At 35.5% G+C, this 17,410-nt stretch carries 14 protein-coding genes and 1 pseudogene; 6 read left to right on the top strand and 9 right to left on the bottom strand.

The features are described 5' to 3' along the window. Positions 1–873: pseudogene (locus tag Q0W04_RS07875) on the top strand (ATPase); the annotation flags it as partial. A 238-nt stretch (positions 874–1,111) separates the two neighbouring features. Here Q0W04_RS07875 and Q0W04_RS07870 read toward each other — a convergent pair. The 3 genes from Q0W04_RS07870 to Q0W04_RS07860 form a co-directional block, all read right to left on the bottom strand. Then, entirely contained in the window at positions 1,112–3,850 is a 2,739-nt protein-coding gene (locus tag Q0W04_RS07870) for an Ig-like domain repeat protein (protein ID WP_298501733.1), read from the bottom strand. A gap of 261 nt (positions 3,851–4,111) precedes the next feature. Continuing rightward, a complete protein-coding gene (locus Q0W04_RS07865; protein ID WP_298501730.1) occupies positions 4,112–4,579 on the bottom strand; it encodes a hypothetical protein in 468 nt (155 codons plus the stop codon). Positions 4,580–4,587: 8 nt separating this feature from the next. Further along, entirely contained in the window at positions 4,588–6,258 is a 1,671-nt protein-coding gene (locus Q0W04_RS07860) for a glutamate--tRNA ligase (protein ID WP_298501728.1), read from the bottom strand. Between the two features lie 206 nt (positions 6,259–6,464). Here Q0W04_RS07860 and Q0W04_RS07855 point away from each other — a divergent pair, with 206 nt between their 5' ends. The 4 genes from Q0W04_RS07855 (at position 6,465) to Q0W04_RS07840 (ending at position 10,271) form a co-directional block, all read left to right on the top strand. Beyond that, positions 6,465–7,310: a hypothetical protein gene (locus Q0W04_RS07855; protein WP_298501724.1), complete on the top strand. Its 846-nt coding sequence runs from the start codon at positions 6,465–6,467 to the stop codon at positions 7,308–7,310. Between the two features lie 135 nt (positions 7,311–7,445). After that, the gene (locus Q0W04_RS07850; RefSeq protein WP_298501721.1) at positions 7,446–8,447 is read left to right on the top strand and encodes a lipopolysaccharide assembly protein LapB; all 1,002 of its coding nucleotides are present in this window, start codon (positions 7,446–7,448) and stop codon (positions 8,445–8,447) included. Position 8,448: 1 nt separating this feature from the next. After that, positions 8,449–9,459 carry an aldo/keto reductase gene (locus Q0W04_RS07845; RefSeq protein WP_298501718.1) on the top strand — a complete coding sequence of 337 codons (1,011 nt, stop codon included), beginning with the start codon at positions 8,449–8,451 and terminating at the stop codon, positions 9,457–9,459. After that, positions 9,456–10,271, top strand: coding sequence for a class I SAM-dependent methyltransferase (locus Q0W04_RS07840; protein ID WP_298501715.1), 816 nt, complete (start codon positions 9,456–9,458; stop codon positions 10,269–10,271). The genes Q0W04_RS07845 and Q0W04_RS07840 overlap by 4 nt, the downstream gene beginning before the upstream one ends. An 88-nt stretch (positions 10,272–10,359) precedes the next feature. Here Q0W04_RS07840 and Q0W04_RS07835 read toward each other — a convergent pair whose 3' ends face one another. Both Q0W04_RS07835 and hcp read right to left on the bottom strand, forming a co-directional pair. Further along, the gene (locus Q0W04_RS07835) at positions 10,360–10,689 is read right to left on the bottom strand and encodes a cupin domain-containing protein (protein ID WP_298501712.1); all 330 of its coding nucleotides are present in this window, start codon (positions 10,687–10,689) and stop codon (positions 10,360–10,362) included. A gap of 3 nt (positions 10,690–10,692) precedes the next feature. Beyond that, positions 10,693–12,000, bottom strand: a complete 1,308-nt coding sequence (hcp, locus tag Q0W04_RS07830; protein WP_298501710.1) for a hydroxylamine reductase — start codon at positions 11,998–12,000, stop codon at positions 10,693–10,695. Between the two features lie 122 nt (positions 12,001–12,122). Here hcp and Q0W04_RS07825 point away from each other — a divergent pair, with 122 nt between their 5' ends. Beyond that, positions 12,123–12,902, top strand: a complete 780-nt coding sequence (locus tag Q0W04_RS07825; protein ID WP_298501707.1) for a TrmB family transcriptional regulator — start codon at positions 12,123–12,125, stop codon at positions 12,900–12,902. Here Q0W04_RS07825 and Q0W04_RS07820 read toward each other — a convergent pair. The 4 genes from Q0W04_RS07820 to fni form a co-directional block, all read right to left on the bottom strand. Next, entirely contained in the window at positions 12,889–13,680 is a 792-nt protein-coding gene (locus Q0W04_RS07820; RefSeq protein ID WP_298501704.1) for an ADP-ribosylglycohydrolase family protein, read from the bottom strand. The genes Q0W04_RS07825 and Q0W04_RS07820 overlap by 14 nt on opposite strands. A gap of 340 nt (positions 13,681–14,020) precedes the next feature. Further along, positions 14,021–15,001: a short chain isoprenyl diphosphate synthase IdsA gene (idsA, locus tag Q0W04_RS07815; protein WP_298501701.1), complete on the bottom strand. Its 981-nt coding sequence runs from the start codon at positions 14,999–15,001 to the stop codon at positions 14,021–14,023. A gap of 12 nt (positions 15,002–15,013) precedes the next feature. Then, positions 15,014–16,357: an RNase J family beta-CASP ribonuclease gene (locus tag Q0W04_RS07810; RefSeq protein ID WP_298501698.1), complete on the bottom strand. Its 1,344-nt coding sequence runs from the start codon at positions 16,355–16,357 to the stop codon at positions 15,014–15,016. Positions 16,358–16,360: 3 nt separating this feature from the next. Continuing rightward, positions 16,361–17,407, bottom strand: coding sequence for a type 2 isopentenyl-diphosphate Delta-isomerase (gene fni / locus Q0W04_RS07805; RefSeq protein ID WP_298501696.1), 1,047 nt, complete (start codon positions 17,405–17,407; stop codon positions 16,361–16,363). Between the last annotated feature and the right edge of the window lie 3 nt (positions 17,408–17,410).

Raw genomic sequence — 17,410 nt, 5'->3', positions numbered from 1 at the left:
GCTGAAGAACCAAAAGAAGAGGTAAAAGAAGAAACCATTCAAGAAGTTTTAGATGTTGAAGAAACTCCAAAAGAAGAAAATGTTCCTGAAGCAGCTGAAAGTGAAGTGGAAACTGAGATTCCACAGACCACAACACAAAAAGACATTGAAGAAGCCATTGAAAATGCTTCTCAGGAAATCGAAGAGGAAAAAATCGAAAGCATCTCTGAAGGCGACGGCATTACAGATGTCTTATTAAATACCGAAGAAGAAATCAAACAGCCAACATTAAAATCCCCAACCAAAATCAAACCGGAAGAAGACAATTCAATCAGCGAACCTGAAGTGGAAAATGACCTTGATTACAGAAAAGATTTAGCCAAAATCACAAATACAATTAAAGGGTCAAGAATTTTCCAGGACGTTAAAGAAAGACTAAGACCTGAACCTGAAGAGGAATACGATCCTATTTCTGATTTGGAGGAAACATACATCAGAAACGTCAATGAATATGAGGACGAATATGAACCAATCATCAATGAGACCCATGATGAATTTGGTCAATATTACGAACCCGAAGATGATTATGATTATGACCAAGCAATGAGAGAGGAAAATACTCGTAAATTATTCGGTGATGTAAGAAAAGAACCTGAAATAGAAATTGCTGAACCGAAAAAAGAGGTCATCAAATCCAAACCTGCAAGAAACAACATCAAAATTGAACTAAATAATGTTGAAGTCGTGCTTAAAAAAGGTGACGAAATCATATTCAATCATGACGGGGAAACCTACTCAAGCCAGGTTTATGCTATCAACGGTGACGACATCTCCGTAAGATACAGACGCAAAGACATTACCATCAAACCGGAAGATATCAAAAAAATCTACTGAACAAAATTAAAAATGAGAGTTATTTCATAACTCCTATTTTTCTCTTTTTTACACAACCATAACCTCAAAGTAAATTAAAAATCCCACTGATTATTCTAATGTTTTACTAAAAAAAATGCAAAATTATTAAATCTAAATTAAATATAAACCAAGACCATATTAAAAACATTATCAAGTCATAAGTTCATACACACATATCCATTAAAAAAAGAAAAGTTTAGAAGAGATTTAATCTCTTCTAGTTAATTTTTATATTTGCAGTTGTCTTTGTGGCAGCGTATGTGTTATCTCCTGCGTAGCTGACGGTGGCTTTGAAGGTTCCTTTCTTTTTGATGTCCAATTTGAAGGTTGCCTGACCTTTGTCGTTTGTTTTTGCTGTGTAGGTCTTGCCGTTCAAGGACAGAGTAATGGTTTTACCTGATCCAAGATAGGTTTTACCGTCGGCAGATGAACCCTTAATTGTTTTTAGGGTTACTGTGTAGGATTTGGTTTTTGCGCTTGCTTTATATGTTTTTGCCGGAGCGGAAAGACTTGTGGTCTTTTTGTTTATTGTGATTTTGTATACTTCAAATGAAGCGTCGTAGACGTCATCACCTAAAAATGCCACAGCAAATGTTAAAGTGTTAGCGGCAAGCAGGTTGATTTGTACTTGAACAAATCCGTCGTTATCACTTTCCAGTACAAGGCATTTACCGTTGTATCCGATATTTACAGTTTTATTAGCTAATGGAGCACCACTTGCATCTGTTAATTTAACTTTAAAGAATCCTCCTCTTTCACCGGCAAAGAAATCTACAGCATATTGGGTGTAGTTTTCACCAATGATTTTGGTTACAGCCCTTACAGGAACAATATTTTTTAAAGTGATTGTTGCATTAGATGCTAAAAATGCATCTTTACCGGCAAACATGATGATAACTTCAGTGTTATCTTTTGCCTGAAGGGTAAATGTACCTTCATCATCAGTTTTGACAGTTAAATTACTGTCTCCAACTTTAACGGACAAATCAGCATTTTTAATTACCTTACCCCCAATCTCTTTTAAGACACCTTCAATGACACAGTCCCCTGACACTTTAGTGATACTGATGTATGTTACAACATCATCCACATTTAAAGTGCCTGATTTGGTGAACTGATTATATTTATCATCACCTGAATAGGAAACATTGTAAGGATATTTTCCTTTCTCAAGGCTCACTAAATTAAAATTTACTTTACCATTTTTAACTGTAGTATTATATTTATCGCCGTTGATTTCGAGTGTTACATTTCCGGATGCATCAGAAGGCAAATCAAAGCTGAATGTGGTTTGCTTTTGTGAAGCTGATGTCGGCAGCTGCACATCTACTATGTCAATTTTTTTAACTTCTATTGATTTGGTGACACTTGAGTTTTTATAAAATTCATCTCCACCATAAATAACTTTAAATGTTTGATTTCCAGCCAATAAATCAGAAATGGCAAATAAAGCCTTGCCGTTTTCAATGGCTTTAGTGTAGTTTTGTTTATCAAATGCCAAAACGACATTTCCAGTAGCTGTAGTGTTCAATGTAACATTAATGTATGCGACCTGACCCACTTCAATATTTGCAAAAACAACATCCAAACTGGATGCTACTTTCTCAACAATTACATCTGTTGATTTTTCAGCCGGAAGGTATGTATCATCACCGTTGAATTTAATCTTTGCAACATAATCGCCAGGATCGATACCGTCACAGGACAGACTGATTTGACCTGAAGAATTGGTTGTCAAATTAGAAACAACCTCATTAAGAGTAACTGAAACTCCAACACCACCAACTGCCTTACCGTCACCGTCAGTTAATGTGGCGATCAAAAACTTGCCCCCATTGTAAGGAGTGGTAACTGCGGGAGCTGTAATTATAACCTTTGAAAGGGTTTTTACAGTTGTGTTATATGTATCATTACCTGAAATGCCTGCAACATTATTTTCGAAGTTACTTCCAGCAACAGATGCACCATACATTGCTCCACCGTTTTGTGAAGCTTTGTTATTTGTGAAATTACAATTAGTTGCATTTACCGAATAAAGTGCACCACCATTTTTAGCAGAGTTATTAATGAAAATACAATCTACAGTTTTGTAAAGAGCACCCATATTCAGAGTACCAAACTCGACAGCACCACCATCTCCGCCAGCAGAGTTATTAATAAAAATGGAACTTTCAACAGCAGAACTATCCAGATTTAACTGATAAAAAGTATAAACTGCACCACCGTTGCCTCTTGCAGAATTATTTATAAATTCGCAATCGACAACAGACAATCCATTATTACTATGAATAGCACCACCGGAAGACTGTGCATAATTATTTATAAACTTAGAATTTACGGCAGAAAACTTATTATGACTATAAATGGCACCGCCATGCCAAGGACCACTTGGGGACTTTGCTGTATTATTAATAAAAGTACAATTTTCAACAGACAACATATATTCATTATGTATAGCTCCGCCCCTAGTAGCCACGTTATTCATAAAAGTACAATTTACAACAGACAGAATGGCAGTATTATAAATAGAGCCGCTCTCATAATAAGAAAGATGTTTACCATTCACAAAAACAGTATCTTTAAAAACGATATTGCCTTTACTCAGTACAAAAAGTACGGCCGAATTATTACCATCAATAATGCAGCCGTTACCATGAATAGTTACATTACGTGAAACCTTTATTCCTGATTGATAACTGGAATCTGAATCTGAATGATACAGATAGGTTCCATTCAGATAAACATCACTATCATCATTACCGTTAATAGCTGAATTTAAATCAGCAAATGTTTTAGGATTATCAGCTAAAACATCATCATTAACTTCATTTACAACATTATTTTGATTTTCAATGCCAACAACATCATCCGTAGTATTCTCAGCTGCATTTACAGCACCTATTGTAAAAATAACCAATAAAAACAATGTTATTAACATCATCTTTTTTAATTTCATTATTTTTCAACCCATTTTAATTAATTGAATTGATATATATTTATAAATTAAATTGTATTTATTATTTCCTAAAAAGGCATAAATTATTATACAATAATCAAAAAAAGATTAATTTTCAAAATAATATTCAACATGGCAAGAATATTCAAAAAATTAAAAAAAAAATTCCATTAATAATCAAAATTCTGTTGCATTTATTAATAATTAAAAAAAGGCGTAAATATTTAAATGAAATTTATTCAAAAAAAGTAAAAAGAAGAATTATTCTTCTTTATTCAATCGGTAACCACCGTTTTCCACAATGTATTTTGGAGCAATAATCTTTAAAGAACGAATGACATTTAAATAAAAGTCATCAAGTTCCCTGTCAGCATAAGGATAAGTGTATTCAAAAATATAGAGATTATCATCCTCAACATATAAAAATTCATTGCGGCGGATTTCTTTTTCCCCATCAGAAAATGATGATACGAACATATAATAAATGACATCATTGATTACAATAAAATCTGAAGTAATCAGATTAATCTTATCGTTAGTCTCCACGTTCTTTTCAATGCCGTCACAGATTTCGGGAAGGCCCACCAATGTAGGAGTGGTTGAAAACTTAATTGACATAGGTATTTTGGTATTTACCAGATACATGTCATTAAATTCTTCCTTTGTTGCGACTGCCTCAAAGTCTTCAGGCATTTCAAGGGTTGCAAACCCGTTTGAAAATAAAGTCATCAAATCACCTATTTGTGAGCATAGTAGAATATCAGTTCATCATCTGAAATTTCATCCAAGCGGGCAAAACCTACCCTTTCAAACTGAACTACATCACCGACTTTCAAATCTTTGAGTGCACTTTCACCAAGACCTTCTTTAACAGATGCATCATCCATTACGATTTTAACGTTGACATTGTCCCCGGTTGGAACCCACTGAATGATTCTGGCTTTAACTTCCCTTGCATCTTCAAAAGAAGTTGAATGATATTTTACTTCATCACCTGAAATTTCAACATTGACCGCATCCATTAATCTGAATAGACCATCTTTAATGTCGGATTCAGCCAAATAGACTTTTCCATCAAACGGCAGAATTCTGTTTCCTCTGTCAAGGTGGTCTGCATGAAGCGGTCTTTCAACGTCAACTGCTCCTCCTTCATAACCCTCAACAGCAATTTCAACAGGATTTTCACAGAAAAAGTACCTGTTGGCCACAGGCTCAAGGAAGTTGCGGTTTAGACCATAGATTTTCTTCCAGCTGATGGCTGAATCAGCCATCTTGACACCCATTTCGGTAATCAAATCGTAAATAGATCTTGGGTCGATTCCACGCCTTGCAATAGCTCTAAGAGTACCTAATCTTGGGTCATCCCATCCGGAGTATGTTCCATCCTCAATTCCTTCCTTAGCTTTTGAGGTACTGAGTGCAATGTCTTCCATCTTAAGTCTTCCATAGTGGATGAATTCAGGCAGGTCCCATCCCATATGGTCATAAAGGTATTTTTGCTTTTCAGTGTTTGCCAAATGGTCTTTTCCTCTTAGGACGTGTGTCATACCAAGCAAGTGATCATCTACTGCAACTGAAAAGTTCATCATAGGATATATTCTGTATTTTGTACCTAAACGTGGATGAACCTCATCAACCAATCTCATTGCAACCCAATCCCTGATTGCAGGGTTTTTGTGGTTGATATCAGTTTTAACTCTTAAAACTGCTTCACCAGCTTGCATTGTGTCAAATTTATCCCATAACTCAAGGTTTTCCTCAACAGTATTGTCACGGCACGGACATGCCTTGCAGTTGTCCTTAAGTTCCTTGAATGTTGCACCGTCACAGGTACACATGTAAGCTGCGCCCTTTTCTATTAATTGGCGAGCATAATCATAATAAATTTCAAATCTGTCTGACTGATAGACAATTTCATCAACTTTGACACCTAACCATTCCAAATCCTCAGGAATCATATCATAGGCAGGTTCAAATACCCTTTTTGGATCAGTATCCTCAATTCTCAATATTAATTTACCGTCATGTCTTTTTACATATTCTCCATTTGGAACTGCTGCACGGGTGTGTCCAATGTGTAATGGTCCACTAGGGTTTGGAGCAAATCTCAAAACAATGTTTTCATGAGATCCAGGAAGTTCCTGCAATCCTTTTTCCTTTGCTTTAGGTTTTTTATCTTCAAGTTGGATACCTAATCTTTCCATTTCACCAGCTTGCTGTTCTGGTGATAGTGCATTTACCTTTGCTACAATTTTACCGGACATAGGCCCTATTTCTTTTGCCTTGCTTCTGAGTTCAGGTTCATTTGACATGATTGAACCCATAACCGCTCCGGGATTTGCAGACCCTTTATGTTTTGCCGCATTTAATAAAGCATGTTTATAGATAATTTCTTCTAAATCATTCATTTAATCATCACAATTTTTAATTTTTAATAAAAATAAGATTTCTTATAATAGATATGAATTTCTTGTTAAAAATAGTTAATGATTAACCTCATAACAACTACAAGCAAATATTGATTTAGACATGTTTAATTGTTACCAAAGCATTAAATTGACTTTATTTTGTTTTTTAAAAAGTTTTAAATAGTTTAAAATATAAATAAAGCAATATGAATGATTTAAAAAATATTCCAAATGAGAATTATGAATACCTGCATTACACAGATTATGTGTTCAAGCAAACCGTCCAAAAACGTGCAAACGGACTTTTGAAGTTTTTGAATATACCCTACAGAATTCACAACATAATTCTTTCAGAGGTTGCAAGCAAAGGCCCCGCCTTGCACCGCCTTGACTTTGCAGGCGAAGCCCTGAAGAATAATGAAATTATCTGCCTCATTTTAGAATGTCAATCAAGATTACCAACAGAAGAAGATATAAAACGCTTTTTTCAATACGTATCATCATTAAGTGTTTTAAAAAATAAAAAAATTGAACTATATATCTTATGCACTGAGGATGCACCATATAAGACTCGCGAATACATATTAAATGATGACTGTTCATATTCCATGAAAGTAATATCTTTAAAACATATTAATGCCAAAGATATTATTGAAAATATCGAAAAGAAACTAAGCGCAAAAAAAGAAATTTCAGATGAAGATATTGCTGCCCTGCAGTTAATAGCCTATACTGCTTATGATGAACCAACAGTAGATATTTTAATAAGAGCAAGCAATCTTGTAAAAGAATTTAAAATTGATGATAACGAAAAAGAAGTAATCCTATACATTTTAGATGTTCTATGTACAAACATGTTAGATGAAGAAGACAAAATTCAATTATTGGAGGAAACAAAAATGTTAAACCCAAGATATGAATACCAAAGAAATGAAGGGAAAATAGAAGGGAAAATAGAAGTTGCAAAAAATATGCTAAAAAATGGAACTTCCATCGAAGAAATCACAGAACTAACTGGCTTAACCAAATCCCAAATACTAAACGCAAAATAGTCTCACAAAAAGAGACTTTAACATCTTTTTTTTTGAAACATTGCAACAGCAATTACTTAATATAATTAGACCAAATATAATAATTAGAGTAGTTATAGAAAAATCGGAGTCTGATAAAAAAATTAGGTCGATATAATGAGTGATGCTATTTTAAAGGCAAAACAATACATTGAAGAGGAAAATTACCAAGAAGCTTTAAGAATTGCAAGAAAAAGACATGCAAAAGATGACATCGATGAATATTTGGCAATTCTAGACATGTTAATCGAAAAGGATTATCTTCTGGCTTTAGAAGAAAAGGGACTTTATTATCAATACTACGATGAAAGCCATGACGGTGGAGATTATGGTGAAAAATACTTCAACCAGTACCTTGAAAAGCAACCTAAATCCATTAACGCAATGTGTGACAAGGCAATGTCACGTTTCAACAAAGGAAAATTAAATGAAGCTTTGGAGTTAATGGATTTGGCATATGACAAATATAATTCCTATTCAAAAACAGAAGAGCCAAGAATCAAGAAAAATGAAGTCAAAATGGCAAAGATTGAACTGTTGGTTCAGGCAAAAGAGTATGATGATGCATTGAGTTTGCTTAAACACTACGAAAATGAAAATGGAACCTCCGAAAAGGTTCAAACATACAAAGGACTATTGCTGCAGAAAACTGGTGCCAATGAAGAGGCTCTGGAATTTTTAGACAATGCGCTTAAAAATGAAGAGACAATACTTTTAAACAATTCAAAAGCTGATGCGCTTTACGATTTGGGAAGATATAAGGAAGCTCTGAAATATTACAACCGATGCATAAAATATGAAAAGGAAGTAGATGACCTGGAGATCATTACCAATTTCAACTACAAACCAGCATATTGTGAAATAAAGCTTGGAAACAATGAAGAAGCAATAAAATACCTAAACAAAACAATAAATATGCTGAATGAACATGGCAGACTTCCGAAAGATATTGAAACAATATATCAGAAATGTTCATTTAAAAAAGATGAACTGATGAGGCATGGAGACCTTGAAGACAAGGAATTTAAACAAACCAAATTTTTATCTGGAAAAACAACTATCTATATTTTAATTATCATTATAATACTTTATATTCTATTAAAAATGATTGGTTATTAAAATGAGGCTTGGAAAGACTAATTTAGAAGTAAACAAAAATGGATTTGGAGCACTTCCAATCCAAAGACGAAACATGACAGATTCTATTGAAATACTTCAGAAAGCATATGAAAACGGAATCAATTTCTATGACACCGCACACTTCTATACAGACAGTGAGGAAAAAATAGGTAAAGCATTTGAAGATATTCCTCGTGAAGACATATATCTTGCAACCAAAAGCGGATCTGAAAATGTTGAAGACTTCTGGAGGGATTTGGAAACCTCCCTTAAAAGTATGAAAACAGATTATATTGACCTGCATCAATTTCACAATATATCCTTCTGTCCAAAGGAAGATGACGAGCTCTACAAGGCAATGCTTGAAGCAAAGGATAGCGGTTTAATCAGACACATCGGAATAACCACCCATAAGATTACACATGCCCATGAAGCACTTGACAGTGGATTATACGAAACATTGCAGTATCCATTTTCCTATTTAAGTGGTGAAGAGGAACTTAAACTGGTTGAAAAATGTAAACAGTTAGATGTAGGATTTATTGCAATGAAAGCAATGGGTGGAGGATTACTTAAAAACTCAAAAGCCAGTTTTGCGTATATCAACCAATTTGACAATGTCCTGCCAATTTGGGGAATCCAAAAGCTTGAAGAACTTGAAGAATTCCTAACCTACGATGAAAATACCATTTTAACTGATGATTTAAAAGCAATTATCCAAAAAGATAAAAAGGAACTTGGAGAAAATTTCTGCAGAGGCTGTGCATATTGCATGCCATGCCCTGAAGACATTAACATTAGCCTGTGTGCCAGAATGTCCCTTTGGATCAGGCGTTTTCCAACCGAACCTTACCTAACTGAAGAGTATCAGGAAATGATGGAAAAGACCACAGAATGTATGGAATGCTATGCATGTGTGGACAACTGCCCATATGAACTGGACATTCCTGAGCTTTTAAAGGAAAATTATGCTGATTATCAAAATGTTTTAAACGGAAATGTGAAATTATGAAACAGTGCATTGAAAACCCCAATGATGTTGACTGGGTCAGTTTTTGGACTGAAAGACTTGCCACTAAAGTTGATAAAGACTGGGATAAGGCAGCTCCCGGATTTTTTAAAAGAACCCATAAAGAAGACTATGACGATGCATTATTTGATATGCTGATTCTAGATGAACATGACACAGTACTTGATGTCGGATGCGGTGAAGGGTCTGTTACCATACCCATTGCTAAAAAAGTCAAACAGGTAATAGGACTTGATTCGTCACCCAAAATGTTGGAATATCTTGAAAAAAGAGCTGTTGAAAATGATATTTCAAACATTGAAACCATTTTAAAACCGATTGAAAACATAAAATACGATGAAATAGGAGATGTGGATGTTGTTGTCTGCTCAAGGTCTCTAAATGGAATTATACCTATTGATGAGGTGTTGTCTGAGCTGAATAAAATAGCTAACAAATACGTTTTTATAACCATTTTCGGACCTGAAAACAAAAAAATAGAAAAAGATTTTGATAAAAGAATAGGAAAACAAACCGAAAACTTCCCCGATTACAATTATTTCTTCAACATACTTTACAATATGGGAATATATGCAAATGTCCAAAGGTTTGATCTGAACAATTACCGAGAATATGACAGCATTGATGAAGCAGTTGACAACGGTAAATTCAGACTGGATTTATACACTGAAAGTGAAAAAGAAGAGCTTAAAAAATATTTATCTGAAATTTTAACCAAAGATGAAGAAACCGGAAAATTATTCAATGTAAAAGACAAAGCCGACTGGATAATGGTTTGGTGGAAACAATACTAGGTTATTAGGAGAATCAATACTCCTAACTCCCAGTTGGTTTGGGTGACAATATGAGTATAAGTATTTTAAAAAAAGAGATAAAATGAAATTAATCACTTTTAATCATGGTTAAAATCATTTTATATGGACTGTTTTCAGCTTGAAGTGCGTGAGGTTCATTTGCAGGCATGATAATCATTTCACCAGCTTTAACAGTGTGTTTTTTACCGGAAATTGTGATTTCCGCTTCACCGTCAATTACCTGAACCATCGCATCAAAAGGAGCGGAATGCTCTGACAATCCCTGACCTTGATCAAAGGCAAAGAATGTAACGGTTCCCAATTCCTTTTTGATTACTTCACGACTGACAACAGTATTGTCCTGATAGTCAACTAAGAATTGGATATTCAAGGTTTGAGCTTTAATATCCTCACTCATTAGTTATTCCCCCATAATTCTTTTAATGTCAACTAATGCATTTCCAGAAGTTGGAGTTAAGTTGTAATTTTCAACCAAGACATTAATTATGTCTTCATTACACCATGCAGGGAGAATTGGTCCAATCCACATGTCAGTTTTTCCAAGGTATAATAATGCCCATAAAACTGCAGCTGCTTTTTGTTCCATCCAACTGAGGACAATAGTCAATGGTAAATCATTCAATGGCAAGTCAAATAATTCGGATAATGCTAATGCCACATCAACTGCAACAATGGTGTCGTTACATTGACCTACATCCAATAATCTTGGAATGCCTTCAATGTCACCTAAATCCAAATCATTGAATTTGTATTTACCGCATGCTAATGTTAAAATTACAGTGTCTTGAGGTAAGTTTTGTACGAATTCTCTGTAATAGTCGTTGTGTTTTGCTGCTTTGTCACATCCACCGACAACGAAGAATCTTCTGATTTTACCTTCTTCAACTAATCTTTTGATTGTATCAGCGTGTTCAACAATAGCTCCTGCACTCCAACCTGTTGTTATGGTAGTTAATTCTTCAGGTTCTAGAGATCCAAGAGATTTGGCGCATTCAATTACTTCGGAGAAATCATAATCATCGATTGTTTTTACTCCTTCAAGTTTAGCTACATCCATGGTGAACATTCTTTCTTTGTATGCGTCAAGAGCAGGAAGTACACAGTTACTGGTTCCAACGATTGCTGCATTGTATTTTTTAAAGATTGTTCTTTGGTCATGCCATGCCCCACCTAATTGTCCTGCCAGGTTTTCATATTTGTTTAGGCCAGGATATCCGTGAGCAGGCAACATTTCAGAGTGAGTGTAGACTTTAATGTCTGTTCCTTCAACTTGTTTTAATAATTCTTCTAGAGCTTTTAAGTCGTGACCAGTTACAATAATTGCTGGTCCTTCCTGTGCTCCAACTTTAACTTCTACAGGTTGTGGTTCGCCGTAAGCTTTAATGTGAGCGTCTTTAAGTAATCTCATTACAGCTACACTTTTTTCACCTGCTTCAAGTGCCAATGCAACTAAATCTTGAACATCAAAATTAACGTTGGTTAATGTTGTGTATAGCCCTTTGGTTAAAAATGCATCGATTTCAGGGTCATAAGCTCCTAAAACATTTGCATTGTAGTTGTATGCACTGATTCCTTTCATAGTAAAGATCAGGTTATCCTGTAATCTTGCTACGGTTGGCTTTTTACCACAAACTCCACTTACAGTACATCCAGTACCTTTAGCGGTTTGGGAACATTGATAACAAAACATATCTAATCCATCTGCCATAATAATTACCTCTTTAAGAGTTGTTAATATTTATTAAATAAAATTAAATATATAAAGATTTTGTCACTTTTTAAGGGTGAAAAGTAACAATTATATATATATAACAACACCATAATATTACCATGGATGAAAATTTATCAGTATTAAAAGGAATCGGCCTGACAATGTATGAAGCTCAGGCCTATGTTGCACTTACTTCACTGATATCTGCAACAGCCATTGAAGTCTCTGAAACTGCAGAAATTCCAAGAAGTAAAATATATGACGTGTTGAAAAAACTCAATGAAAAGAACTTCATCGATGTTGAGGATGGAAGACCACTGACATATAATGTCAAATCCCCCGTTGAAGTGCTGTCCCGTGAAAAAGAGCGACTGGAAAGCGAAATTGACGATACAATAACAAGACTAACTTATGTTTATGAAAACGGAATGAGCCAAGTCCAGGCCCCGATTTGGAGAATCTATGGTGTCGATAAGATTATCGCACAGGAACTTGAAATCATCAAAAGGGCCAAAAAATCAATAAACATGAGAATAGGATTTCTTTTTGAAGGTGAAGGCGAAGAGTTGGTAAAAGCACTGAAAAACAGATCAGATTTGAGAATAAATATCCTTGCCTCACCGACCTGCTACATTAACGATGAGGAATTCAACATCATTAAACTGTTTAAAGAAAATGGCATCAATATCCAAAAGGCAGATATCCCATTTGTTAAGGTTATGATTTCCGATTCAAAGGAAATGCTTCATACATACACCAAGTTCACAGAAGACAAAAGAAATGTCATTCCAGAAACTGCAATTGGAATCTGGAACAAATATGAGGATATCGCTAAAAACTACGATGACCGGTTTATGAACCAGCTAAAAAAGTTGAAAAAGAAATCTAATATGAATTAAATTTCTCTTCAAAATCAATTAAAACATTCAACAATCTATAATCCAAACGGTGAATGGTCTTATAAGCTATATTTATTGGAACTTCCCAATATGCTGATGCAATGCTTCCTGCAATGGCTGCTTGTGTATCCGCATCACCACCCAATGATACTGCATTTCTGATGGTATCTTCATAGTCTTGGGCCTCTAAAAAACAGATTATTGATTCTGGAACACTGCCCTTACATGATACGTCAAATGAATAGTAAGGTCTGATTTCATCCAGAGACCTGCTTAAATCATATTCATACCTTACTTCAATGTGGTCCCTAATCTCATCCTTGCTTGCACCAACCCTTGCAAGATAAATTGCATCGGATGTTGCCAGCGCCCCTTTAATTCCCTCAGGATGGTTGTGTGTTACAATGGCTGAAGTATAGGCCAAATCCTGCGCCTCTTCCAAAGTGTTGGCTACCCATGCACATGGTGAAACACGCATTGCAGATCCGTTTGCCCAACTACCATAGGGTTCGGGACTGTCTTGCCTTAACCACTGCTTAAATCTGCCGCCATAACCTCCATCAGGATAAAGATTTCCATAATATTTCAAGTTTTTAATTAAAACTTCCTTTGAATCCTTATTTTCACATAGCCAATTTGCTACCGCCAATGTCATTATAGTATCATCGGTAAATGTGGATTTTCTGGTAAATAAGTTAAAATCCTTAGATTTATTAGCTCTGAACTCCCTGGTTGAACCGATGATGTCTCCGCTTATCGCTCCGATTATTCCTTTCATAATATTATATTGTGCTTAAGTGGTTAATAAACATTGTTGCTTTCACACTGTAAAATTGCTCCAGAAATAGAAAATTGTTCTGAGTATGTAAAATTGCCCTAGAAACGAATAAAAAGAGTTATATAATTCCTAAAACATACTTAGATACGATAATATCAGATATTATCAAAAATACGGAATTTCTATATAAAAAAACATTCAAATGACTCACTTCTTAAAATATTCATATACGTATTACCATAGAATATAGAAATTCCGGAGATTACTTCACAAAAAACTAACATAACATGGTTCTGGGATTATCCCAGAATCATGAAAAAAAATTAAAATATGAGAGAAACTATGCACTTCTCTCAAGAACAAAATCTGCAATGTTTGCAAGTACCTGTTTAGATGAAGAATCAGGTAAAATTTCAAGCACTTCTTTAGCTTGGTCAACAGATTCTAGTGCCAAATTGCGAGCATATTCAATAGCACCACAATTTGATAAAATTTCAATTGCCTCATCTATCTCATCTTGAGAATTTTCTTCAGCTTTCAAAATTTCTAATAACCTATCATCATCAACACTATCAAGACCTTTTATTGCAATAATAGTCATCTTACCTTTTCCAATATCTGAACCAATCGGCTTTCCTAATGTTTCTTCATCGGAAGCCAAGTCAAGATAATCATCCTGGATTTGGAATGCAAGTCCAATTAAACGACCATATTCATACATTGCATCAATGACTTCATCTGATGCTCCTCCCATGATAGCTCCTGCTTTAGTAGCAGCAGCAATCAGTGCACCAGTTTTTTTGAAAATCATTTCCATATACTCATCTTCAGTCACGTCAAATCTATCTTCAAAGCCCATATCAGAAGCCTGACCTTCACAGATTTTTACACATGCATCTGCAACAGTGGCCAATGCCTTATTGTTTTGCTCTGAACTAGTGCCTTCAGTACATATAATTATTTCAAAAGCTTTTGAAAATAAAGTGTCCCCTGCGAGAATAGCTACATCATCTCCCCAAACCTTGTGAACTGAGGGCATTCCCCTTCTCATGTCATCCTGATCCATTATGTCATCATGGATAAGTGAAAATGTATGAATCAATTCTATGGCCGCAGCGGATTTCAAAGCACTTTCACGTTCTCCTCCAACAGCTTCAGCAACAATTAAGGTCAAAGCTGGCCTAAGCATTTTTCCTCCAGCCCTTGTAAGATAAACAGATGCTTCTGCAAGATTGTCTGGAGTAATAGTTGCCAATTCATCTTCAATAGTTTTTGTAATGTCAGTTGAATAATTTCCCAACACTTCTTTTACATCACTCATATTATTCCCTCTTTAACTTTTAAAAACCTGTGCTTGAGCATTTCTGAGGATATGAATGTCATATCCAATCCTGTAGCCTTCCTCTTCTGCAAGTTCAGCGTAAGCTGCAAGCATTGATAAGTCTCCGTGTGCTGGAATAATATGTTGTGGTTTTAACATACGTAGGAATTCTCTGTGATCTTCTCTTCCAGCGTGTCCAGAAACGTGAGCATTCGGATAAATTCTAGCACCTTTCAATTTTAATCTCCTTTCCATAATATGTCTGTTTGCAGCATTGGTTGGATTCGGAATGATTGGTGCTGAAATGATTACATTATCTCCCTTTTTAATATTGAACGGTGTTCTGCCATTTGCTATCCTTGGAAGCAATGCATCAGGTTCACCCTGGTGACCTGTAGTTACAAGCAAATAATTTGCCCTGTCTTCATCGGCTCTCATTAAAGCCTTGTTAACAGCTTTTGGAGAACCATAAATGCTGGCATTTTTTGGCAATTTCAAAATGCCCAATTTTTGTGCAATACCACAGAACCTTTCCATGGATCTGCCAAGGAAAAATATTTCCCTATGGCTTTTTTTGGCAATGTCAGCAATAGCCTGTACACGTTCAACGTGAGATGAAAATGTGGTAACAATCATACCTGTTTTTTCTTGAAGAGGTCCTTTCATTACATCCTCTAAAATATTTTTAGCTATTCTTTCTGAATGGGTTTTGACCTCATTGTAGTTTTTGGCATTGGTTGTCTCTACAATCAATGCAAGCACTCCTTTTCTTCCAAGTTCCTTTAACCTTTTGTAGTCAGGCGGTGGAGATACTTTTTGATGATTGTCAAATTTAAAATCCAGTGCATAAACGATAACTCCTTCAGGAGTGTGCAATACCGGAAATACTGCCTGTGGAATACTGTGTGTTGACTGAACAAATTCCAAAGTAATGTCTTTTGACAACTTTACCTTATTACCCGGATTTAAAGGTCTGATTGGATTGGTTACCTTGAATTTACGTTCCCCTTTAATCTGTTTTTCAATTAGGGCAGCAGTATACGGTGTTCCGATTAAAGGTGCATCATATCTGTGTGCCAATTTGGCCACTGCACCTATGTGGTCCAAGTGACCGTGGGAGAATACTATTCCTTTAACTTTACCGTCAACATCCTTCATCAGTGTATCGTCCGGAATAACTCCCCTTTCAATTAAATCTAAGCTATGCATCCTATCAATATCAGTATCTTCGTGCATACTGATTCTGTCAAGATGGATTCCCATATCAAAGATGACAACATCCTCACCAATCCTGACAGCAGTCATGTTTTTCCCGACTTCTTGATATCCGCCGATAGCGATTATTTCTACGCTCATGTTTTATCTCCTTGAATAATTTTTAGTGTTAATACCTCTTTCATTGAGCCACTCCCTTGTTTTTCCTCGAATGACTAAATTAGATTGTTTTAGTTCATCAATGTTATTAGCTCCAACTAAAAACATTGCAATTCTAAGTGAATCGTTGAATCTGTTAATGAAATCGTTAAGTTGCTCTTGAGATGCACAATTTTTCAAAAACGGTAATGCCATACCTACAGCATCTGCTCCAAGAGCAATGGCTTTGGCAGCTTCAAGACCTGTTCTTATTCCTCCGGATGAAATGACAGGGACATTGACTGCATTGGTTACTTCAGCTGTGCTGATTGCAGTAGGAATTCCCCAATCCCAGAATATTTCACCCAAATATCTGTCTTCAGCTCTATATGTCTCAACTGCGGCCCAGCTGGTTCCACCAGCGCCTTCAACATCAATAAAATCAACACCTGCATTGACAAGTGTCTTTGCTGATTCGGCTGATATTCCACAACCGGTTTCCTTTGCAAGTACAGGAATATCAACAGATTCTGTTATTTGATTAATTAAATTAGTATAACCTCTTGCATCCAAATCACCTTCAGGTTGAATGGATTCCTGAAGAGGGTTCAAATGAATTGCCAAAATGTCAGCATCCAAAATTTCAACAGCTTTTTCTGCCAAGTTAAGTTGTGGTGCACCAATGTTTCCAACAAGCAAACAATTTGGAGCATTTTCACGAACAACTGTATAGGTATCCTCAAGTTCAGGATGCTCACAGGCAGCCCTCTGAGATCCCACTCCCATTGCAATATTATTATTTTCGGCTGCAATAGCCAATTGTTTATTGATTGATTTTGCAGCAGGATGACCTCCAGTAATAGCTGTTATAAATAAAGGGGAGTCTAGTTTCTTACCAAAAACTGAAGTTGACAAATCGATTTCGTTCTTGTCCACTTCCGGAAGGACATTATGGACTAATTCAATGTCCTCAAATCCTGTGGTTTTGTTTTTAAACTCCACATCATAATTTTCACAAATTAATAAATGCTCTAATTTTCTATCTGAAATCATATT

Origin of the sequence: uncultured Methanobrevibacter sp. (assembly GCF_947170395.1) — an archaeon.
Lineage (GTDB): Archaea > Methanobacteriota > Methanobacteria > Methanobacteriales > Methanobacteriaceae > Methanocatella.
Note: the sequence above shows the minus strand (reverse complement) of the source record. Positions and strands in the feature narration are given on the sequence as shown.